The sequence below is a fragment of the Clavibacter rahimiani genome, assembly GCF_052654495.1.
Genome location: NZ_CP199790.1, coordinates 822,749 through 843,428 on the forward strand (window position 1 = coordinate 822,749; position 20,680 = coordinate 843,428).

17 protein-coding genes are annotated in these 20,680 nt (G+C 71.5%); 13 read left to right on the forward strand and 4 right to left on the reverse strand.

Going from position 1 to position 20,680, the window contains the following annotated elements; translation table 11 throughout:
* Positions 1 to 13 precede the first annotated feature (13 nt).
* The 5 genes from ACT7CP_RS04075 to rplL all read left to right on the forward strand — a co-directional run bounded on the left by ACT7CP_RS04075 (position 14) and on the right by rplL (position 5,836).
* Positions 14 to 2,524 carry an ATP-dependent Clp protease ATP-binding subunit gene (locus ACT7CP_RS04075; RefSeq protein ID WP_307503178.1) on the forward strand — a complete coding sequence of 837 codons (2,511 nt, stop codon included), beginning with the start codon at positions 14 to 16 and terminating at the stop codon, positions 2,522 to 2,524.
* 159 nt (positions 2,525 to 2,683) lie between these two features.
* Positions 2,684 to 3,571: an NAD-dependent epimerase/dehydratase family protein gene (locus tag ACT7CP_RS04080; protein WP_445443478.1), complete on the forward strand. Its 888-nt coding sequence runs from the start codon at positions 2,684 to 2,686 to the stop codon at positions 3,569 to 3,571.
* Between the two features lie 10 nt (positions 3,572 to 3,581).
* Complete coding sequence (locus tag ACT7CP_RS04085) at positions 3,582 to 4,559, forward strand: aldo/keto reductase (protein ID WP_445443479.1); 978 nt, start codon at positions 3,582 to 3,584, stop codon at positions 4,557 to 4,559.
* 303 nt (positions 4,560 to 4,862) lie between these two features.
* Positions 4,863 to 5,378 carry a 50S ribosomal protein L10 gene (gene rplJ / locus ACT7CP_RS04090; RefSeq protein ID WP_087196496.1) on the forward strand — a complete coding sequence of 172 codons (516 nt, stop codon included), beginning with the start codon at positions 4,863 to 4,865 and terminating at the stop codon, positions 5,376 to 5,378.
* Positions 5,379 to 5,452: 74 nt separating this feature from the next.
* Complete coding sequence (rplL, locus tag ACT7CP_RS04095) at positions 5,453 to 5,836, forward strand: 50S ribosomal protein L7/L12 (RefSeq protein WP_307503170.1); 384 nt, start codon at positions 5,453 to 5,455, stop codon at positions 5,834 to 5,836.
* Between the two features lie 76 nt (positions 5,837 to 5,912).
* Here rplL and ACT7CP_RS04100 read toward each other — a convergent pair whose 3' ends face one another.
* Positions 5,913 to 7,544, reverse strand: coding sequence for a LuxR C-terminal-related transcriptional regulator (locus ACT7CP_RS04100; RefSeq protein WP_445443480.1), 1,632 nt, complete (start codon positions 7,542 to 7,544; stop codon positions 5,913 to 5,915).
* A 164-nt stretch (positions 7,545 to 7,708) separates the two neighbouring features.
* On the opposite strand from ACT7CP_RS04100, the gene ACT7CP_RS04105 reads away from it, so the two are divergent.
* The gene (locus tag ACT7CP_RS04105) at positions 7,709 to 8,182 is read left to right on the forward strand and encodes a MarR family winged helix-turn-helix transcriptional regulator (RefSeq protein WP_445443481.1); all 474 of its coding nucleotides are present in this window, start codon (positions 7,709 to 7,711) and stop codon (positions 8,180 to 8,182) included.
* A gap of 54 nt (positions 8,183 to 8,236) precedes the next feature.
* Complete coding sequence (locus ACT7CP_RS04110; protein ID WP_445443482.1) at positions 8,237 to 9,469, forward strand: MFS transporter; 1,233 nt, start codon at positions 8,237 to 8,239, stop codon at positions 9,467 to 9,469.
* Between the two features lie 57 nt (positions 9,470 to 9,526).
* On the opposite strand, the gene ACT7CP_RS04115 is transcribed toward ACT7CP_RS04110, so the two are convergent.
* Positions 9,527 to 10,552 carry a LacI family DNA-binding transcriptional regulator gene (locus tag ACT7CP_RS04115; protein ID WP_445443483.1) on the reverse strand — a complete coding sequence of 342 codons (1,026 nt, stop codon included), beginning with the start codon at positions 10,550 to 10,552 and terminating at the stop codon, positions 9,527 to 9,529.
* A gap of 312 nt (positions 10,553 to 10,864) precedes the next feature.
* Between ACT7CP_RS04115 and ACT7CP_RS04120 the strand changes: the two genes are divergently transcribed.
* The 4 genes from ACT7CP_RS04120 to ACT7CP_RS04135 all read left to right on the forward strand — a co-directional run bounded on the left by ACT7CP_RS04120 (position 10,865) and on the right by ACT7CP_RS04135 (position 16,310).
* Positions 10,865 to 12,229, forward strand: a complete 1,365-nt coding sequence (locus ACT7CP_RS04120) for an ABC transporter substrate-binding protein (RefSeq protein ID WP_413964267.1) — start codon at positions 10,865 to 10,867, stop codon at positions 12,227 to 12,229.
* Between the two features lie 119 nt (positions 12,230 to 12,348).
* Entirely contained in the window at positions 12,349 to 13,320 is a 972-nt protein-coding gene (locus ACT7CP_RS04125; protein WP_413964268.1) for a carbohydrate ABC transporter permease, read from the forward strand.
* Positions 13,317 to 14,306, forward strand: a complete 990-nt coding sequence (locus ACT7CP_RS04130; protein WP_307503153.1) for a carbohydrate ABC transporter permease — start codon at positions 13,317 to 13,319, stop codon at positions 14,304 to 14,306. Before ACT7CP_RS04125 ends, ACT7CP_RS04130 begins: the two co-directional genes overlap by 4 nt.
* 123 nt (positions 14,307 to 14,429) lie before the next feature.
* Positions 14,430 to 16,310, forward strand: a complete 1,881-nt coding sequence (locus ACT7CP_RS04135; protein ID WP_445444012.1) for an ABC transporter ATP-binding protein — start codon at positions 14,430 to 14,432, stop codon at positions 16,308 to 16,310.
* 37 nt (positions 16,311 to 16,347) lie between these two features.
* On the opposite strand, the gene ACT7CP_RS04140 is transcribed toward ACT7CP_RS04135, so the two are convergent.
* Both ACT7CP_RS04140 and ACT7CP_RS04145 read right to left on the reverse strand, forming a co-directional pair.
* Positions 16,348 to 17,127: a DUF305 domain-containing protein gene (locus ACT7CP_RS04140; protein WP_445443484.1), complete on the reverse strand. Its 780-nt coding sequence runs from the start codon at positions 17,125 to 17,127 to the stop codon at positions 16,348 to 16,350.
* 2 nt (positions 17,128 to 17,129) lie between these two features.
* Positions 17,130 to 17,873: a thioredoxin-like domain-containing protein gene (locus ACT7CP_RS04145; RefSeq protein WP_445443485.1), complete on the reverse strand. Its 744-nt coding sequence runs from the start codon at positions 17,871 to 17,873 to the stop codon at positions 17,130 to 17,132.
* A 169-nt stretch (positions 17,874 to 18,042) separates the two neighbouring features.
* Here ACT7CP_RS04145 and ACT7CP_RS04150 point away from each other — a divergent pair, with 169 nt between their 5' ends.
* Together ACT7CP_RS04150 and ACT7CP_RS04155 are read left to right on the forward strand one after the other, a co-directional pair.
* Positions 18,043 to 19,407 (forward strand): cystathionine beta-synthase, encoded by a 1,365-nt coding sequence (locus ACT7CP_RS04150; RefSeq protein ID WP_413964271.1) that lies wholly within the window; start codon positions 18,043 to 18,045, stop codon positions 19,405 to 19,407.
* A 55-nt stretch (positions 19,408 to 19,462) separates the two neighbouring features.
* Positions 19,463 to 20,635, forward strand: a complete 1,173-nt coding sequence (locus tag ACT7CP_RS04155; protein ID WP_445443486.1) for a cystathionine gamma-synthase — start codon at positions 19,463 to 19,465, stop codon at positions 20,633 to 20,635.
* Positions 20,636 to 20,680: the final 45 nt, after the last annotated feature.

Consider the following 20,680-nt stretch of genomic DNA (forward strand, 5'->3'; position numbering starts at 1 on the left):
CAGGGAGATACAGATGTTCGAGAGATTCACCGACCGCGCTCGTCGCGTCGTCGTCCTGGCCCAAGAAGAGGCCAAGATGCTCAACCACAACTACATCGGGACGGAGCACATCCTGCTCGGCCTCATCCACGAGGGCGAAGGCGTGGCCGCCAAGGCCCTGGAGTCGCTCGGCATCTCCCTCGATGCCGTACGCGAACAGGTCCAGGACATCATCGGCCAGGGCCAGCAGCAGCCCACGGGTCACATCCCGTTCACGCCGCGAGCCAAGAAGGTCCTGGAGCTGTCGCTCCGCGAGGCCCTCCAGCTCGGGCACAACTACATCGGCACCGAGCACATCCTGCTCGGCCTGATCCGCGAGGGCGAGGGCGTCGCCGCCCAGGTCCTCGTGAAGCTCGGCGCCGACCTCAACCGCGTGCGCCAGCAGGTCATCCAGCTCCTGTCCGGGTACCAGGGCAAGGAGGCCGTCGCCGTCGGCGGCGAGCAGCAGCAGAGCCAGCAGGCCGGCTCCACGGTCCTCGACCAGTTCGGGCGCAACCTCACGCAGGCGGCGCGCGACGGCAAGCTCGACCCCGTCATCGGGCGCGAGAAGGAGATCGAGCGCGTGATGCAGATCCTGTCGCGCCGTTCGAAGAACAACCCCGTCCTCATCGGCGAGCCCGGCGTCGGCAAGACCGCCGTCGTCGAGGGCCTGGCGCAGGCCATCGTCAAGGGCGACGTCCCGGAGACGCTGAAGGACAAGCAGCTCTACACGCTCGACCTCGGCTCGCTCATCGCCGGGTCCCGCTACCGCGGCGACTTCGAGGAGCGCCTCAAGAAGGTCACCAAGGAGATCCGCACCCGCGGCGACATCATCACCTTCATCGACGAGATCCACACCCTCGTCGGCGCGGGTGCCGCCGAGGGCGCGATCGACGCGGCCAGCATCCTCAAGCCGCTCCTCGCGCGCGGCGAGTTGCAGACCATCGGCGCCACGACGCTCGACGAGTACCGCAAGCACTTCGAGAAGGACGCGGCCCTCGAGCGCCGCTTCCAGCCGATCCAGGTGCACGAGCCCTCGCTGCCCCACACGATCAACATCCTCAAGGGGCTGCGCGACAAGTACGAGGCGTTCCACAAGGTGTCCATCACCGACGGCGCCATCGTCTCGGCGGCGAACCTCGCCGACCGCTACATCGCCGACCGCTTCCTGCCGGACAAGGCCATCGACCTGATCGACGAGGCCGGCGCGCGCCTGCGCCTGTCGATCCTGTCGGCCCCGCCGGAGCTCCGCGAGTTCGACGAGCGCATCTCCGTGGTCCGCGTGGCCAAGGAGACGGCGATCGAGGACCAGGACTTCGAGAAGGCCGCGAGCCTGCGCGACGAGGAGAAGAACCTCCTCGGCGAGCGACTCCGCCTCGAGAAGCAGTGGCGCTCGGGCGACGTCCGCACCACCGCCGAGGTCGACGAGGGCCTGATCGCCGAGGTGCTGGCGCAGGCCACGGGCATCCCCGTGTTCAAGCTCACGGAGGAGGAGTCCTCGCGGCTCGTCTTCATGGAGAAGGCCCTGCACCAGCGCGTCATCGGCCAGGAGGAGGCCATCTCGGCCCTGTCCAAGACCATCCGCCGCACGCGCGCCGGACTCAAGGACCCCCGCCGTCCCTCGGGATCGTTCATCTTCGCCGGCCCCACGGGCGTCGGCAAGACGGAGCTCGCGAAGGCCCTGGCGGAGTTCCTCTTCGACGACGAGGACGCCCTCATCTCGCTCGACATGAGCGAGTACGGCGAGAAGCACACCGTGAGCCGCCTCTTCGGCGCCCCTCCCGGATTCGTCGGCTTCGAGGAGGGCGGCCAGCTCACCGAGAAGGTGCGCCGCAAGCCGTTCTCCGTGGTGCTCTTCGACGAGATCGAGAAGGCCCACCCGGACATCTTCAACTCGCTCCTCCAGATCCTGGAGGAGGGACGTCTGACGGATGGCCAGGGCCGCGTGGTCGACTTCAAGAACACGGTCATCATCATGACCACCAACCTCGGCACCAAGGACATCACGGGTGCCCCGGTCGGGTTCCAGGTCGAGAACAACGCCGCGAACTCCTACGAGCGCATGAAGGGCAAGGTCAGCGAGGAGCTGAAGAAGAACTTCAAGCCCGAGTTCCTCAACCGCGTGGACGACACCATCGTGTTCCCGCAGCTGTCGAAGCCCGAGCTGCTCCAGATCGTGGACCTGTTCGTGAAGCGCCTGTCGGACCGCATGATGGACCGCGACCTCACCATCACGCTCGAGACCGCCGCGAAGGAGCGCCTCATCGAGGTCGGCTTCGACCCGTCGCTCGGCGCCCGGCCGCTGCGCCGCGCGGTGCAGCACGAGATCGAGGACCGCCTGTCGGAGCGCATCCTGCAGGGCGAGCTCAACGCGGGCGACCACGTGCACGTGGACTACGTGGACGGCGTGTTCACGTTCCTCACCACGCAGCGCGAGGGGCTCACGGTCGGCGCCGGCATCGGCACCGGTCCGGCCACCCCGGACCTCGCCATCACCAGCGAGTAGCGCGACGCACCACCACGACGGCCCGTCGTCCCCGAGAGGGGGCGGCGGGCCGTCGCCGTGTCCGGGGGCTGCCGATCCGCCGGGTCGCGGTGCCGCGCGCGCGGCACGCGGGCCAGGATGGACGGGGGCGGAACCGCCCCACGAAGGAGATGCTCGCTGATGAGAACCGCCGTCACCGGAGGCTCGGGGAAGCTCGGCCGACACGTCGTCGCCGACCTGCGCGCCCACGGACACGAAGTCACCAACATCGACCAGGTGGGGGAGCGCGGATCCGGCTTCGTCCGCGTCGACACCACCGACTACGGCCAGGTGGTCGACGCGCTGTTCGGCGTCCAGGACCTGCACGACGGGTTCGACGCCATCGTGCACCTCGCCGCGATCCCGGCCCCCGCGATCCGGAGCGACGTGACCACGTTCCACAACAACATGCTCACGAGCTTCAACGTCTTCCAGGCCGCGCGCCGGGCGGGCATCACGAAGATCGTCTACGCGTCGAGCGAGACCGTGCTCGGCCTGCCGTTCGACGTGCCGCCGCTGTACATCCCCGTCGACGAGGAGTACCCGGCGCAGCCGAACAGCACCTACTCGCTCGTGAAGCACCTCGAGGAGCAGATGGCCATCGAGCTGTGCCGCTGGGATCCGGAGCTGCAGGTCACCGCGCTCCGCTTCTCCAACGTCATGGACGTCGAGGACTACGAGCAGTTCCCGGGATACGACGCGGACGCGCTCGCGCGCAAGTGGAACCTGTGGGGCTACATCGACGGCCGCGACGGCGCCCAGGCGGTGCGCAAGGCGCTCGAGCACGACGCGAAGGGCTTCGACCGCTTCATCGTCGCGAACGCGGACACCGTCATGAGCCGCTCCAGCGCGGAGCTCGCGGCGGAGGTCTTCCCGGGCGTCGAGGTGACGAAGGAGCTGGGCGAGCACGAGACGCTGCTCTCCATCGACAAGGCCCGGCGGATCCTCGGCTACGAGCCCGAGCACACGTGGCGTGACCACGCGCCGGCCACCACGGGCGACGACCCCGTCGCCGGGCACCCGTCGTGACGGCGGCGTCGTGAGGTACGTCCGCCTGGGCAGCACGGGCACGGAGGTCTCGGCCATCGCCCTCGGCTGCATGAGCTACGGCGAGCCGACGCGCGGCAACCACGCGTGGACGCTCTCCGAGGAGGACTCGATCCCGCTCATCCGCCGGGCCGTCGAGCTCGGGATCACCTTCTTCGACACGGCCAACGTGTACTCCGACGGCTCGAGCGAGGAGATCACCGGACGCGCCCTCCAGGCGCACACGCGGCGCGAGGAGGTCGTGATCGCCACCAAGGTGCACGGCGCCATGGGGGAGGGGCCGAACTCGCGCGGGCTGTCGCGGAAGCACATCATGTGGCAGATCGACGAGAGCCTCCGCCGCCTCGGGACCGACTACGTGGACCTGTACCAGATCCACCGGTTCGACCCCGCGACGCCGCTCGAGGAGACCCTCGAGGCGCTCGACGACCTCGTGCGCGCCGGCAAGGTGCGCTACCTGGGCGCCTCGTCGATGCACGCCTGGCAGTTCTCGAAGGCGCTGCACCTGCAGCGGGCGCACGGCTGGTCGCGCTTCGTCACGATGCAGGACCACTACAACCTGGTCAACCGCGAGGAGGAGCGCGAGATGCTGCCCCTCTGCGCCGACGAGGGCGTGGGATCCCTGCCGTGGAGCCCCCTCGCCCGCGGCCGGCTCACGCGCGACTGGGACGCGTCGACGGCCCGCAGCGAGACGGACGAGTTCGGCAAGACGCTCTACGCCGCCCAGGAGGACTCGGACCGCCGGGTCGCCGCAGCGGTCGCGGAGGTCGCCGCGGCGCGCGGGGTGCCGCGCGCGCAGGTGGCGCTCGCCTGGGTGTCGCGGAACCCCGTCGTGACCGCGCCGATCGTGGGCGGCACGAAGGTCGCGCACATCGAGGACGCGGTGGCGTCCCTCGACCTGGCCCTCACGGACGACGAGGTGTCCCTGCTCGAGGAGCACTACGTGCCGCACGCGGTCGCGGGCTTCTAGCGCCCGCCCGGGGATCGCCCGCGCCGCCGACTTGCGCGGGTGATCCCCGACCCCCTACTCTGGACGGAGCCACAGACCGCTGGTCGTCGGCGTGCCTCCGTGAGGGGATGCGCCGGACGAAGGTTCACTCAGGTGAAGGCCCGCGCAGGTGATCGAAGCAAGGACCGTGCATCGCCCTCAGGGCCTGCACGCCACTCCCGCTCCGGCCTCCTGTGCCGGAGCGTTTCTCATGTGTGCAGCCGGGGGCTGCCAGCACCTCTCGCCGCTTCCGTGGCGATGAGGAACCACGTGATAAGGAGTGCCATGGCGAACAAGGAAGCCTCGGTCGCCGAGCTCGCGGACAAGTTCCGCAGCTCGAACGCCGTACTGCTCACCGAGTACCGCGGTCTCACCGTTGCCCAGCTCAAGCAGCTGCGGAAGAGCATCAGTGCAGACGCGACCTACGCCGTGGTGAAGAACACGCTGACCAAGATCGCGGCGAACCAGGCGGGGATCTCGTCGTTCGACGACGAGCTCGTCGGCCCGTCCGCGATCGCGTTCGTGCACGGCGACACCGTCGCCGTCGCGAAGGCGCTGCGCACCTTCACCAAGGCCAACCCTCTTCTCGTCGTGAAGGGCGGTTACTTCGACGGCAACCCCCTGACGGCGGACGAGGTGAACAAGCTCGCCGACCTCGAGTCGCGGGAGGTGCTGCTGGGCAAGCTCGCCGGCGCCTTCAAGGCCTCGCTCTTCGGCGCGGCGTACCTGTTCAACGCACCGCTCTCGCAGGCCGTACGCACCGTCGAGGCGCTGCGCGAGAAGCAGGAATCGGCTCAGTAGCACCCCTCGGGTCCCATCCCCGGGGCGCGATGCACTGATCCACGAGACACCACACCAACCCAAGGAGATACACCATGGCAAAGCTGTCTAACGACGAGCTCATCGAGGCCTTCAAGGAGCTCACGCTCATCGAGCTCAGCGACTTCGTCAAGAAGTTCGAGGAGGTCTTCGAGGTCACCGCCGCGGCGCCCGTCGCCGCTGCCGCCGCCCCCGGCGCCGCTGCCCCCGCCGAGGAGGTCGAGGAGAAGACCGCGTTCGACGTCATCCTCGAGGCCGCCGGCGAGAAGAAGATCCAGGTCATCAAGGAGGTGCGCGCCCTCACCAGCCTCGGCCTCGGTGAGGCGAAGGCCCTCGTCGATGGAGCCCCCAAGGCCGTCCTGGAGGGCGCCAACAAGGAGGCCGCCGACAAGGCGAAGGCCCAGCTCGAGGCCGCGGGCGCGACGGTCACCGTCAAGTAGCTCGTACCACCGCACAGCGCTCAGGGCGCCGATCCCCCCGGGGGTCGGCGCCCTGCGTCGTCCCCGGGTGAGACGGTCAGGCGGACGTGCCCGGTCGCAGGTCGTGGCCCAGCGCCCGCGCGCGGTCGACCGCCTCGGCGCGGGTGGACGCGTCGAGCTTTCGGTACACGCTCCGCACGTGCGACTTCACGGTGTTCGGGGAGATGAAGAGCCGGCCGGCGATCTGCGCGACCGTGAGCCCGTCGGCCAGGCACGCGACGATGACCCGCTCGCGCTCGCTCAGGGGGTCGACGCGCACCGGCGCGACGGCCTCGACCGGCGCCCGGTCGACGCGCATGCCCTCGAGCATCCGGCGCACCTCCGGCGGCTGCTCCCGCTGCAGGGCGCGCGCGAGGAGCGCCGACGACGCGGCGGCGGGGAACACCGCGAACGGCCGGAGGATCCCGGTCGAGGTCGCGTGGAGCGCGGCCCGGTCGTAGGCGTGGTCGCTCCGCGCCAGGTCGCCGAGCCCGCTGTGCGCGGCCGCGACCACGAGCAGGACGTCCGCGAGGGTGCGGCCCGAGTGGGCGTCGCCCAGCGCGAGGCAGTCCGCCATCTCGGCGAGCGCGCCCGCGTGGTCGTCGGCGAGCACGCGCAGGCGCCCCGCGACCATGGCGGGGCACGTGGAGTGGTGCGCGGTCGGCGCGAGCGTGCGGACGAGGTCCCAGGACGCCGCCGTCTGGCCGAGGTGCGCGAGCAGGGACGCGCGCAGGGTGTCGCGCATGACCGGCAGGGGCCCGTGCTCGTGCCACGCCGTCCCGAGGTTGTGCAGCCGACGGAGATCCTCGAGCGCGTCGAGACGGAGCCCGCGGATCGCCGCCACGGTCGCCTCGGCGTAGAGGCCGAGCAGCTCCCAGTCGGTGCCCGTGCAGGCGGGGCGCAGGTCGTCGACGAGTGCGCGGGCGAGGTCCCGGCGGGTCCCGTCGACGGCGATGAGCGTGGCCGCGATCTCGGCCGGCGCGCGGAACCCGCTCCGCGCGAGCTCGGGGCCGGCCTCCTCGGCCGACAGCAGCTCCCTCGCCCGCTCGACGAGCTCGCGGGCCTCCTCGACCTCCCCGAGGCAGTAGGCCACGTAGGCCAGCGCGCCGCGGCACTCGAGCCGGTCGGTCAGCACCAGGTGCCGCGCCGACAGCGCCTCGGCCGTCCGGAGCTCGTCCCGCGCGGCCGTGAACGCCCCGAGGTGCGTGAGCACCAGGCCGTCCTGGAGCGCGACCGCGGCCTGGAGGGAGATGCGGACGCCGAGGGGGAGGCCGCGTTCGGTGTCGAGCAGCGTGCGCGCCTCGGCGAGGGACGCGCGCGCCTCCGCGAGCCGGCCGACGCGCCGGTCGCCCGCGGCGCGGTGCACGAGCACGCCGGCGCGGACGACGGGCGGGGGCGGCGGATCCGCGGTGAGCAGCAGGTCGACGGCGGAGCGGTAGGGGAGCGAGGCGCGCCGGTCGATCTCGGAGGTGCCGCGGTAGGTGGCGGCCATGCCGGCGACCATCCACGCGTCGTGCTCCCAGGCCGCGGCGTCGATGCGGTCGTACAGGGCGCGGATCCGGTGCGGGTGCAGGTCGACGTGGTGCGGCCACGCGTCCGCCACCGCCTGCGCCGCCGCGGTCGCGTCGCCGTGCTCCAGCGCCGCGTCGACGGCGCGCTCCAGGGCCTCGACGGTCAGGGCGTCGGCCATGGCACCTCCAGCGGCCGGACCGGCGCGCGGCCGGTGGGTGCAACGCTAGGACGCCCGCGCGTCGATGTCCGCTCCCGCCCCGCGTGCGGACACCCCCAGCTCAGGGGGGGGGGCGGCGTCACGGCCTGCTCGACAGATCCATAGCTCGGCTATATGATCGACCCATGACCACGCCCGACCCGGACCTCCGCGCCGTCCTCGGCGACCTCGTCACCGCCGGGCACCGGCTCACCCGCCTCGCCGCGCACGAGGTCGGCGGCACGAGCTCGCCCGCCATCTGGCGGACCCTCTCCGTGCTCGTCACCTGGCCGGGCGGCATGCGCCTGGGCGCGCTCGCCGAGCGCAGCCGCGTCGCGCAGCCCACGACCACCAAGATCGTGCGCTCGCTCGTCGGCCAGGGCTGGATCGCGCAGGTGACGGATCCGTCCGACGCCCGCGCGACGCTGCTCGAGATCACGCCCGCGGGCCGCACCGCCCTCGACGACTGGCGCGATCGCCTGGCGACCGCGCTCGTGCCGCGCTTCGCCGACCTGCCGGCCGACGACGTGGCGCTGCTGGCGCGGGCCGTCGAGCTGGTCATGGCCCGCGTCGACGGCGAGCCGCCGCCCGCGGGGGCCGCCGCCGTCGACGGCGACTGAGCCGCATCCCCGTCCCACCCATCCGCACCGATCCCAGGAGGCGACACCGCACCCGTGTCCACCCCGCAGCACGCGTCGCTCCGCGACGTCCTCCGTCAGCCCCGCTCCGTCTTCGCCGTCGCCTTCGCGTGCGTCATCGCGTTCATGGGCATCGGCCTCGTCGACCCGATCCTCCCCGCCATCGCGGAGAGCCTCGACGCGACCGCCACCCAGGCCGAGCTCCTCTTCACCAGCTACCTGCTCGTCACCGGGCTCGCGATGCTCGTCACGAGCTGGATCTCCAGCCGCATCGGCGCCAAGCGCACCCTGCTCATCGGCCTGGCCGTCATCGTCGTGTTCGCGGCCGCCGCCGGCCTCTCGCAGGACGTGGAGTCGGTCATCGGCTTCCGCGCCGGCTGGGGCCTCGGCAACGCCCTCTTCATCTCGACCGCGCTCGCCACCATCGTGGGATCCGCGTCGGGCGGCACGGCGTCCGCGATCATGCTCTACGAGGCGGCGCTCGGCCTCGGCATCGCGGTCGGCCCGCTCCTCGGCGGCCTCCTCGGCAGCTGGAGCTGGCGCGGCCCGTTCTTCGGCACCGCGACGCTCATGGCGGTCGGATTCCTGGCGATCGCCGCCCTCCTCGGCAGGGACGACGGCCCGCGCACGCCCATGCGGCTCTCCGCCCCGCTCCGCGCGCTGCGCACCCCGGCGCTCGCCGTGCTCGCGGCCGCCGCGCTGTTCTACAACATCGGCTTCTTCGTGCTGCTCGCGTACACGCCGTTCCCGCTCGGCTTCGACGCCATCGGCCTCGGCCTCACCTTCTTCGGCTGGGGCGTGGGCCTCGCGATCACGTCCGTGCTGGTGGCGCCGCTGCTGACCCGTCGGATGGCCCGCACCTCCGTGCTCCGCCTGGTGCTCCCGCTGCTCGCGGCCGACCTCGCGGCGGCGGGCCTCGTGGTCCGCTCGTCCGCCGGCCTCGTCGTCTGCGTGATCGTCGGCGGGCTCCTGCTCGGCGTCCTCAACACCGTCCTCACCGAGTGCGTGATGGAGGCGACGGACCACCCGCGCAGCGTCGCGTCCTCCGCGTACTCGTCGGTGCGGTTCCTCGGCGGCGCCGTCGCCCCGCCCGCCGCGACGGAGCTCGCGCGGCTGTTCTCGGACGCCGCGCCGTACTACGCGGCGGCCGGATCCGTGCTCGTCGCCCTCGTGATCGTGGTGGCCGGGCACCGGTGGCTCCGCCGCGTCGACGCCCGCCCCGTGGACGCCCTCGAGGAGGCGCAGGCCGTCACGGCCGGCGACGCCTGACGCGCGTCCTGCGGCCGGATCCCGCGCCCCCGCCCGCGCCCTCGCCCCCGCCCGCCCTCACGGTGCCGGCGGGGCCGGGGCCGGGGGCGCGGTCGTGCTGGCGCGGGCCGCGAAGTCGACGGGCAGGGTCACGGTGCGCTCCGCGGCGCCGCCCGGCGCCAGCCCCTCGAGCACCATGCCCACGGCGGACCGGCCCTGCAGCCGCGGGTGCTGCTCCACCGTCGTGAGCCCGAACAGCGGCGCGAGCGCGTGCCCGTCGATCCCCGCCACGGAGAGCTCGGCCGGAACGGCGATCCCGAGCTGGCGCGCGGCGAGGATCGTCCCGATGGCGATCTCGTCGGAGGCCGCGAAGACGGCGGTCGGCCGGGTCCGCGGATCCGCGAGCAGCGCCATCGCGGAGCGGAAGCCGCCGTCGATCGTGAAGTCGGCCGTGGCGAAGCGCGCCTCGAGCCCGCGGGGATCCGCGTCCATGGCCGCGCGGTACCCCGCCAGCCGCTTCGCGTGCACGAAGAACGCCATCTGGGCGTGCAGGTCGCCGCCGAGGTGCACGACGCGCGCGTGCCCGAGGCTCAGCAGGTGCTCGGTCGCGAGGCGCGCCGCGGCCTCGTCGTCGATGCTCAGCGTGCTCATGCCCTCGACCGGCCCGCCGATGCCGACGAGCGGCTTGTCGAGGGAGCGCAGCCGCACCACCTCGGCGGGCGTCAGCGCGACGCTCACCGCGATGACGGCGTCCACGCGCTTGCGCACGAGGAAGTACTCGAACACCTTGCGGCGCTGCTCGGGGTCGGCGGTGAGGCGGTAGAGCGTGAGGTCGTAGTCGGCCTCGATGAGCGCCTCCTCGATCCCCTCCAGCAGCTCCGCGAAGAACCACCGGTTGATGTACGGCAGCACGACGCCCACGTTCTTGGACTGGCCGGTGACGAGGCTCGACGCGTTCGAGGAGACGACGTACCCGATCTCGGCGGCGGCCTCGGCGACGCGGGCGCGCGTGGCGGGGGAGACGTAGCCCCGGCCGCTGAGGGCGCGGGAGGCCGTGGCCTTCGAGACGCCGGCGAGCCGGGCGACGTCGGCGATGGCGCTCATCGCGCTCCCTCCATCGGGTCCCGCGGCGCCGCGTCGCGCCGGACGCGCGCACTGGAAGCGGTTCCAGGTTCCGGGATGCGCGGGGCCGAGTCCGATGATGGACCATGCGCGCCGGAAGCGCACGCGCATCGCCTGGAAGGTAGACCGTTTCGTTACCTGACCCGCCTTGCCGTCCCCTGCGAGCTCCCCTAGATTGACCTGTGGAACCGGTTCCCTACGGGAGCACACCGGTCAGGCGACGGCGCCTCACCCGCCGCCGCACGCACAGGACGGCGGGGCAGCCCGCATCCACTCGATGAAGAGGAGACGCACATGGGCCACGCCCTATTCCGACGTCGCTTCGCGGCACCCCTCGCAGCGGTCGGCATCGCCGGCCTCGCGCTCACGGGGTGCACGGGCGACATCGCGGCCGAAGACAAGGCCGACACCGACTGCTCGGCGTACGAGTCGTACGGCACGTTCGAGGGCAGCCCCGAGGTCAGCATCGGCGGCACGATCCAGGACGACGAGGCCGACCGCCTCGTCGAGTCCTGGAAGGACTTCCAGACCTGCACGGGCATCACCGTGAACTACCAGGGCACCAAGGAGTTCGAGGCGCAGATCGCGGTCCTCGCGGAGGGCGACTCGGCTCCCGACATCGGCATCATCCCGCAGCCGGGCCTCTTCAACGTGCTCGCGTCGAAGGGCTACCTGCAGGCCGCGCCCGCCGCGGTCGAGGAGAACGTCGACGCCAACTGGTCCGCCGACTGGAAGGGCTACGGCACCGTCGACGGCACCTTCTACGGCGCGCCGCTCATGGCGAGCGTCAAGGGCTACGTCTGGTACTCGCCGAGCGAGTTCGAGGAGAAGGGCTACGAGGTCCCGAAGTCGACCGCCGAGCTCATGGACCTCACCGCGAAGATCGCGGCCGAGGGCGACCACAAGCCGTGGTGCGTCGGCATCGGCTCCGGCGACGCCACCGGCTGGCCGGGCACCGACTGGGTCGAGAGCTTCGTCATCCGCCAGGCCGGCGCGGAGACCTACGACAAGTGGGTGAAGCACGAGATCCCGTTCAACGACCCCGCGATCGCGGCGGCCTTCGACGGCGTCGGCGACATCATCAAGAACCCGGACTACGTCAACGGCGGCCTGGGCGACGTCTCGTCGATCATCTCCACCGAGTTCGGCGACGCCGGCCTCCCGATCCTCGAGGGCGAGTGCTCGCTGCACCACCAGGCCTCCTTCTACGAGGGCTTCTGGAAGAAGGCGGACGGCACCGATGCGAAGGTCTCGCCCGACGGCGACGTCTACGCGTTCCTCCTGCCGCCCACGAACGAGGGCGACGCGACGACCGTCACCGGCGGCGGCGAGCTCGTCGGCGCGTTCAAGACGAGCGACGAGATCACCGCGGTGCTCTCCTACCTCTCGAGCGACACCTGGGCGAACAACCGCGTGGAGCTCGGCGGCGTCATCAGCGCGAACACGGGGCTCGACCCCGCGAACGCGTCGAGCGACATCCTGAAGCAGAGCATCGAGATCCTCCAGGACCCGAACGCGACGTTCCGCTTCGACGGCTCGGACCTCATGCCCGGCGCGGTCGGCACCGACTCCTTCTGGAAGGGGATCGTCGGCTGGCTGAGCGGCGACTCGACCCAGAAGACGGTCGACGCCATCGAGTCGAGCTGGCCCACGTCCTGATCCACCGCCGACCCTGACCGGGTCGGCACCGGCACCGGCATCCGTGCCGGGCCATGCGGGGCCGCCGCGCACGCGGCGGCCCCGCTCCCACATCCCCCGACCCGAAGGGCGAGACGTCCATGACGACCGCTGATCTGATCGGCAAGATCCTCCAGGTGGTGGCCGCGCTGGCCGTCTTCGCCGTGGTGATCGGGCTGATCCTCTTCCTCATCGACAAGGCGCCGAAGCGCGGCAAGGACTGGGTGCAGCTCGCGGCCTTCGTGCTCCCCGCGCTGATCCTGCTGGCCGTCGGCCTCATCTACCCCGCGTTCCGCACGACCCTGCTCGCGTTCCGCGACAACACGGGCGAGTGGGCGGGCCTCGACAACTTCGTCTGGATGTTCACCCAGCCGTCCGCGCTCCGGACGCTGCTCAACACGGTCATCTGGGTCATCTTCGTCCCGCTGCTGTCGACGGCCATCGGCCTCGCGTACGCGGTCTTCATCGACAAGTCGCGCGGCGAGAAGTACTTCAAGGCGCTCGTATTCATGCCGATGGCGATCTCCTTCGTCGGCGCCGGCATCATCTGGCGCTTCGTCTACGACTACAAGTCGGGCGACAACGAGCAGATCGGCCTCCTCAACCAGATCCTCGTCTGGATGGGCCAGCAGCCCGTGCAGTGGCTGCAGACCTCGCCCATCAACACGGCGCTGCTCATCATCGTGATGATCTGGATCCAGACCGGCTTCGCCATGGTCGTGCTCTCCGCGAGCATCAAGGGCGTGCCCACCGAGCAGCTCGAGGCGGCGCAGCTCGACGGCACGAACGCCTGGGAGCGGTTCGTCAACGTCACGCTCCCCGGCATCCGCGGGTCGCTCGTCGTGGTGGTCACCACCATCTCCATCGCGACGCTCAAGGTGTTCGACATCGTCCGCACCATGACCGCCGGCAACTTCGAGACGAGCGTCATCGCCAACGAGATGTACACGCAGGCGTTCCGCGCCGGCGAGCAGGGCCGCGGCTCCGCGCTCGCGATCGTGCTGTTCCTCATGGTGCTGCCGATCGTCATCTACAACGTCCGCGTCATGAGCAAGCAGAAGGAGATCCGATGAGCGTCGCACCCCCCGACCTTCCGGTCGCCGACCGGGGGACCCGCCGCGGGGCCATCGAGCAGGCCGCATCGGTCGGCGCGAAGAGCCGTCGCGTCAAGAACCGCCTGACCTCGCGCCGCGCCACGGTCGCCGCCCTGATCATCGCGGTGCTGTGGACGCTGCCGACCTTCGGCCTGTTCGTCTCGTCGTTCCGCCCCGCCGGCCTCATCCAGACCACGGGCTGGTGGACGATCTTCCAGAACCCGGGCTTCACGCTGGACAACTACCAGGAGGTGCTGCTCTCGACGTCGCAGTCGTCGCCGCAGCTCGGCTCGTACTTCGTCAACTCGCTGGCCATCGCGATCCCCGCGACCCTGTTCCCGCTCGTCATCGCCTCCATGGCGGCGTACGCGTTCGCGTGGATCAAGTTCAAGGGCTCGAACTTCCTGTTCGTGCTGATCTTCGCGCTGCAGATCGTGCCGCTGCAGATGGCGCTCATCCCGCTGCTGCAGATGTTCACGCGCACCCTGCGCCCGCTGCAGGAGGCGATCCACGGCGTCATCCCGCTCATCCCCGAGCAGGGCTACCTGCCGGTGTGGGTGGCGCACACGATCTTCGCCCTGCCGCTCGCGATCTTCCTGCTGCACAACTTCATCTCGGAGATCCCAGGCGAGGTCATCGAGGCGGCCCGGGTCGACGGCGCGAGCCACGGCCAGGTCTTCTTCCGGATCGTGCTCCCGCTGGCGCTCCCGGCCATCGCGTCGTTCGCGATCTTCCAGTTCCTCTGGGTCTGGAACGACCTGCTGGTGGCGCTGATCTTCTCCGGCGGCACGGCCGACGTCGCGCCGCTCACGCAGCGCCTCGCGGAGCTCACGGGGACGCGCGGGCAGGACTGGCAGCGGCTCACGGCGGCGGCGTTCGTCTCGCTCATCGTGCCGCTCATCGTGTTCTTCAGCCTGCAGCGCTACTTCGTGCGCGGCCTCCTGGCCGGCTCCACGAAGGGCTGACCCGCCTCCTCCCGACCCCGGCCCGGTCGCCCGCCTCCGCGGGCGGCCGGGCCGTCGTCGTGCGCGTGCCCGCTGTGGTCGGGAGCGATCCCCCACGGGCGTAAAATCGCCGGAATGACGAGGATGGGCGACATCGCCGCGGGCGGCGGCATGCGCGGGGGCGGCGGGCGCGGCGGACGCGTGAGCGCGGCCGACGCCGAGAGCCAGCGCAAGGCCAACGCCGAGGCGCCGCGCGTCGAGAACCTGCTGGGCCGGATCACGGAGCTGTTCCAGCCGCACCGCCGGGCCCTGATCCTCACGATCGTGCTCGTGCTGGTCGGCGCGGGCCTCACCGTGGTGCCGCCGCTGCTCACGCAGCAGGCCTTCGACCGCGGCCTCTTCCCGCCCACGGGCGGCCCCGACATCCCGGTGCTCGTCGAGCTCGTCGCCATCATGATCGCCATCTGGGTCGTCGGCGCGGGCCTCGGCGTCTGGCAGACCTTCCTCACGGCGACCGTGGGCAACCGGGTCATGGGATCCATGCGGGTCGACCTCTTCCGGCACCTGCAGAGCATGGAGCTCGGCTTCTTCACGCGCACCAAGACCGGCGTGATCCAGTCCCGCCTGCAGAACGACGTGGGCGGCGTGGCGGCGGTCCTCACCAACACCGTCTCGAGCGTGCTCGGCAACACCGTCACCGTGATCGCGGCCCTCGTCGCGATGCTCGTGCTCAACTGGCAGCTCACGCTCGTGGCCGTCGTGCTCATGCCCGTGCTCGTGATCGCGCAGCGGCGCGTCGGCCAGGTGCGGGCGCGGATCGCGTCGAAGACGCAGGAGTCGCTGTCGGACATGACGGCGATCACGCAGGAGACGCTGTCCGTCTCCGGCATCCTGCTGTCGAAGAGCTTCAACCGGCAGGGCGCGGAGACCGCGCGCTACGAGGACGAGAACCGCACGCAGATCCGGCTGCAGGTGAGCCAGCAGATGAGCGGGCAGTGGTTCTTCGCGCTCGTGCAGATCTTCCTCTCGATCATCCCCGCGATCGTCTACGTGGTCGCGGGCTTCCTCATCACGGGCGGGATCGAGGTCACGGCGGGCACCATCGTCGCGTTCACGACCGTGCAGGCGCGCCTCATGTGGCCGCTCATCGGCCTGATGCGCGTGGCCCTCGACCTGCAGACCTCGGGCGCGCTGTTCGCCCGCATCTTCGAGTACCTCGACCTCGAGCCCGCCATCCGCGATCGGCACGACGCGCGTCCCGTGGCCGCGGGTCCCGCGCTCGGCCGCGTCGCGTTCGACGACGTGCGCTTCTCCTACCCCGACACCCGGCCCGGCGAGCGGCCCACGCTCGACGGCATGTCCTTCGACATCCAGCCCGGCCAGTTCGCGGCCTTCGTGGGCCCCTCCGGAGCGGGCAAGACGACCGTGTCCTACCTGATCCCGCGCTTCCACGACGTGACGGGCGGACGCGTGCTGTTCGCGGGCGAGGACGTGCGCGACCTCGAGCAGGAGTCGCTCTTGGAGAACATCGGCATCGTCAGCCAGGAGACGTACCTCTTCCACGCGACCATCGGCGACAACCTCCGCTACGCCCGGCCCGACGCCACGCAGGAGCAGATCGAGCAGGCGGCGCGGGCGGCGAACATCCACCAGACCATCGAGTCCTTCCCCGACGGCTACGACACGCTCGTGGGGGAGCGGGGCTACCGGCTCTCGGGCGGCGAGAAGCAGCGCATCGCCATCGCGCGCGTGCTCCTCAAGGACCCGGCCGTGCTGATCCTCGACGAGGCCACGAGCGCGCTCGACGCCATCTCCGAGCGCGTCGTGCAGCAGGCGCTCGACACGGCGTCGCGCGGGCGCACCACCATCGCGATCGCGCACCGGCTCTCGACCGTGGTCGACGCCGACGTGATCTTCGTGGTCGTCGCCGGCCGCATCGTCGAGCAGGGCACGCACGCGGAGCTGCTCGCCCGTCGCGGCGAGTACGCGCGCCTCTACAGCGACCAGCGCACCGAGGCGGCCTGACCCGAGGGTCCCCGTCCCGGCGCGCCGGGGGTGCGGCTCAGGACCGGGCGTCCAGGAGCTGCTGCATGTAGAGGATCTCCTTGTCCTGCACCGCCACCATGCCGGTGGCGAGATCGGTGACGAGGGGGTTCCGCGAGCGCTCGAGGAGCGCCTGGGCCATCTCCACGCCGCCGCGGTGGTGGGCGATCATCAGCGTGAGGTACTTCCGCTCCGCGGCGACGCCCGTCAGGCCGCCGAGCTCGTCGAGGTCGGCCTGCGAGGCGAGGCCCGGCATCCGGGCGCCGGGGGTCATGTCCATCGAGGCGTGGTCGGTCCTCCCGTCGAGGGTCGGGAGCATCATCCAGGTCATGCGCGCCTGCGACGGCGCCTGGTCGAGGCCCCAGGAGGTGAGGAACGCGTACATCTGGCCGGCCTGCTGGGACTGCGCCTGCGCGATGTCCTGCGCGATCAGCTTCACCTCGGGATCGTCCGTGCGGTCGATGACCATGAGCGACATCTGCACGGCCTGCTCGTGGTGCACCTGCATGTCGCGGGAGAAGCCGGCCTCGGCGCTGTTGGTGCTGGGCGTGAGGGCGGAGACGGGCGCGGTGACACGGCCCACCAGGAGCCCCGCGACCACGAGCGCGACCGCGACGACGCCGGCGGCCAGGCCGATGCGGATCCGGCGCCCGCGGGCGCGCGACTCCTCGCCGTGCGCGACCAGGCCCTCGAGCTCCTCCTCGCGGATGTCGTCGTCGGGGACGTGGTCGACCGCGACGTCGCCGACGGGCCGGCCGGAGGAGCCCGTGCCGGAGGGGCCGGAGCCGCGATCGGTCACGGTCAGCCGACCCGGCCCTCGCCCTCGAGCGCGCCGGTGCACGCGGCGCCGGCCTCGGGGGCGTTCGGGCTCTTCCAGTACTTGGCCATGAAGTCCTTGATGCGCTGGTCGTCGACCGACTCGACCTTCACCTGCGCGCCCCACGCGGAGAGCGCGATGGCGCTGTCGAGGCCCTCGTAGGGCGACATGGTGACGTAGCCGCCGAACGACTCCGCGTACTTCTGCAGGTCCGACAGGTCGTCGCCGGTGACCCGGGCGGCGTCGTAGGTGATCCACACGGCGCCGTGCTCGAGGTCGTGCACCGCGTTCTCGCTCGGCTGCGGCTGGTCGTAGACGCCGCAGTTGAGCCACATGGCGTTGTGCTCGCCGCCCGCGGGCGGGCTCATGCCGTCGTACTTCGCGGCGTAGTCGACCGTGCCCTCCACGTGCGTGCTGGGGAGCGAGTCCCACGTCCGGAGGCCCTGGATCGAGATGTCGTCCGGGTCCTGCTTCGGCGTGCCGCTCGAGACGACCACGCCGATCACGATGGCCACGACCGCGACGGCGGCCACGGCCGCCGTGATGATCCCGATGAGGCGGTTCCGGCGCGCGCGGTCCTGCTGCTTCTTGAGCGCCGCCACCTTCTCGGCGCGGCGGGCCTCGCGCTGCTGCTTGACCGTGAGGTCCTTCTGGGCCTGCTTGGCGGTCGGCGGGACGGGCCGTCCGCTCGTGTCGCCGGAGGGCGTGGTGTCGTCGCGTCGCGCCACGGAGGGTCCTTCTCTGCTGGGGGAATGTGCGCCCAGGGTACCCGGTCGGGCTGGGCGGACCCTGCCCGCGGGCGCCCCGCCGCCCCCGTAACACGGGCCGGAGGCGCGCTTAGACTGGCGGAGCGGGGCCCACCGGACCGCACACCTGATACCGGGAGCGCCACCTCACGTGAAGTACGCCGACACGATCCTCGACCTCATCGGGAACACCCCGCTCGTCAAGCTGAACCGGGTGGTCGAGGGCATCTCGGCGACCGTGCTCGTGAAGGTCGAGTACCTGAACCCGGGCGGCAGCGCCAAGGACCGCATCGCGACGCGCATCATCGACGCGGCCGAGCGCGACGGGAAGCTGCAGCCGGGCGGCACCATCGTCGAGCCCACCTCCGGCAACACGGGCGTCGGCCTCGCGCTCGTCGCCCAGCAGCGCGGCTACCGCTGCGTCTTCGTGCTGCCCGACAAGGTCGGCGAGGACAAGCGCAACGTCCTCACCGCGTACGGCGCCGAGGTCGTGGTCACGCCCACCTCCGTCGCGCCCGACCACCCCGACTCCTACTACTCGGTGAGCGACCGACTGGCGCGCGAGATCCCCGGCGCCTTCAAGCCCGACCAGTACTCCAACCCCAACGGGCCGCTCAGCCACTACGAGACCACGGGTCCCGAGATCTGGCGCGACACCGAGGGCGAGATCACGCATTTCGTCGCGGGCGTCGGCACGGGCGGCACCATCAGCGGCGTCGGCCGGTACCTCAAGGAGGTGTCGGAGGGCCGCGTGCGCATCATCGGCGCCGACCCCGAGGGCTCGGTCTACTCCGGCGGCACGGGTCGCCCCTACCTCGTCGAGGGCGTCGGCGAGGACTTCTGGCCGGCCGCCTACGACCCCGACGTGGTCGACGAGGTCATCGCCTCGAGCGACCAGGAGTCGTTCGACATGACCCTGCGGCTCGCCCGCGAGGAGGGCCTGCTCGTCGGTGGATCCAGCGGCATGGCCGTGGTCTCCGCCCTCAAGGCCGCGACGCACCTCGGCCCCGACGACGTGATGGTGATCCTCCTGCCCGACGGCGGCCGCGGCTACCTCGGCAAGATCTTCAACGAGAAGTGGATGCAGTCCTACGGCTTCGCCCGGGTCAACGGCCAGCGCACGGTCGCCGACGTGATGAGCGCCAAGACCGGCAGCCTCCCCGACCTCGTGCACGCGCACCCGAGCGACACCATCCGCGACGCGATCCGCATCATGACCGAGTACGACGTGTCGCAGCTCCCCGTCCTCTCCGCCGAGCCGCCCGTGGTCATGGGCGAGGTCGCGGGCGCGGTCGACGAGCGCAGCCTCCTCGAGCTCGTCTTCAGCGGGCGCGCGCAGCTGTCCGACCAGGTCGGGCCGTTCGTCGGATCCGCCTTCGAGCTCATCGGCGTCAACGAGACCGTGCCCGAGGCGTGGCGCGCGCTCGGGTCCGCCGACGCGCTCATGGTGAGCGATGGCGGCAAGCCCGTGGGCGTGCTCACGCGGCACGACCTCCTCACCTACCTCACCGACTGATCCGCCGGCCGGCTCCGGCCCGCGCATCCCCTCCCGACCCACAGAGACGAGAACCGTGAGCGACAAGCACGACTTCGACACCCGCGCGATCCACGCCGGCCAGGACCCGGACCCCACCACGGGCGCCGTCATCCCGCCCCTCTACCTCACGAGCACCTTCGTGCAGGACGGCGTCGGCGGCCTCCGCGGCGGCTACGAGTACGCCCGCAGCGCGAACCCCACCCGCACGGGCCTGCAGGCGCTGCTCGCGTCGCTCGAGCAGGGCCGCCACGCGTTCTCGTTCGCGTCCGGCCTCGCCGCCGAGGACACGCTGCTGCGCGCCATCACCCGGCCCGGCGACCGCATCGTCCTCAGCGACGACGTGTACGGCGGCACCTACCGCCTCCTCACCCGCGTGCTCGGCGACTGGGGGATCGTCGTCGAGACGGTCGACATGAGCGACCTCGCCGCGGTCGAGCGGGTCCTCGGATCCGGCCCCGCGAAGGTCCTCTGGGTCGAGACGCCCAGCAACCCGCTCATGAAGATCAGCGACATCCGCGCGCTCGCCGACCTCGGCCACGCCGCGGGGGCCGTCGTCGTCGTGGACAACACCTTCGCCTCGCCGTACCTGCAGCAGCCGCTCACGCTCGGCGCCGACGTCGTCGTGCACTCGACCACGAAGTACCTCGGCGGGCACTCGGACGTGCTCGGCGGAGCCGTGATCCTCAAAGACGACGCGATGGCGGAGAAGGTGGGCTTCCTGCAGTTCGCGATCGGCGCCGTCTCGGGCCCCATGGACGCCTGGCTCACCACCCGCGGCATCAAGACGCTCGCGGTGCGCGTCGAGCGCCACTCCTCGAACGCCGAGGAGATCGCGGCCTTCCTGCAGAGCCACCCCGACGTCACGGCCGTGCATTACCCGGGCCTCCCGGAGCACCCGGGCCACGACATCGCGAAGGCGCAGATGACGGGCTTCGGCGGCATGATCTCGTTCCAGGTGCGCGGCGGAGCCAAGGCCGCGCGCCGCGTGGTCGAGTCGACCCGCGTGTTCCAGCTCGCGGAGTCGCTCGGCGGCGTCGAGTCGCTCATCAGCTACCCGTCCGAGATGACGCACGCGTCGGTCAAGGGCACGCCGCTCGAGGTGCCGGACGACCTGGTGCGCCTGTCGGTCGGCATCGAGGCCGTCGAGGACCTCGTCGTCGACCTCGAGCGCGCGCTCGGCAAGGCCCTCAAGCAGGGCAAGCACTAGGGGTGATCCGCGCGGCGGGCCGGCGAGGGCCCGCCCCGCGGGTCC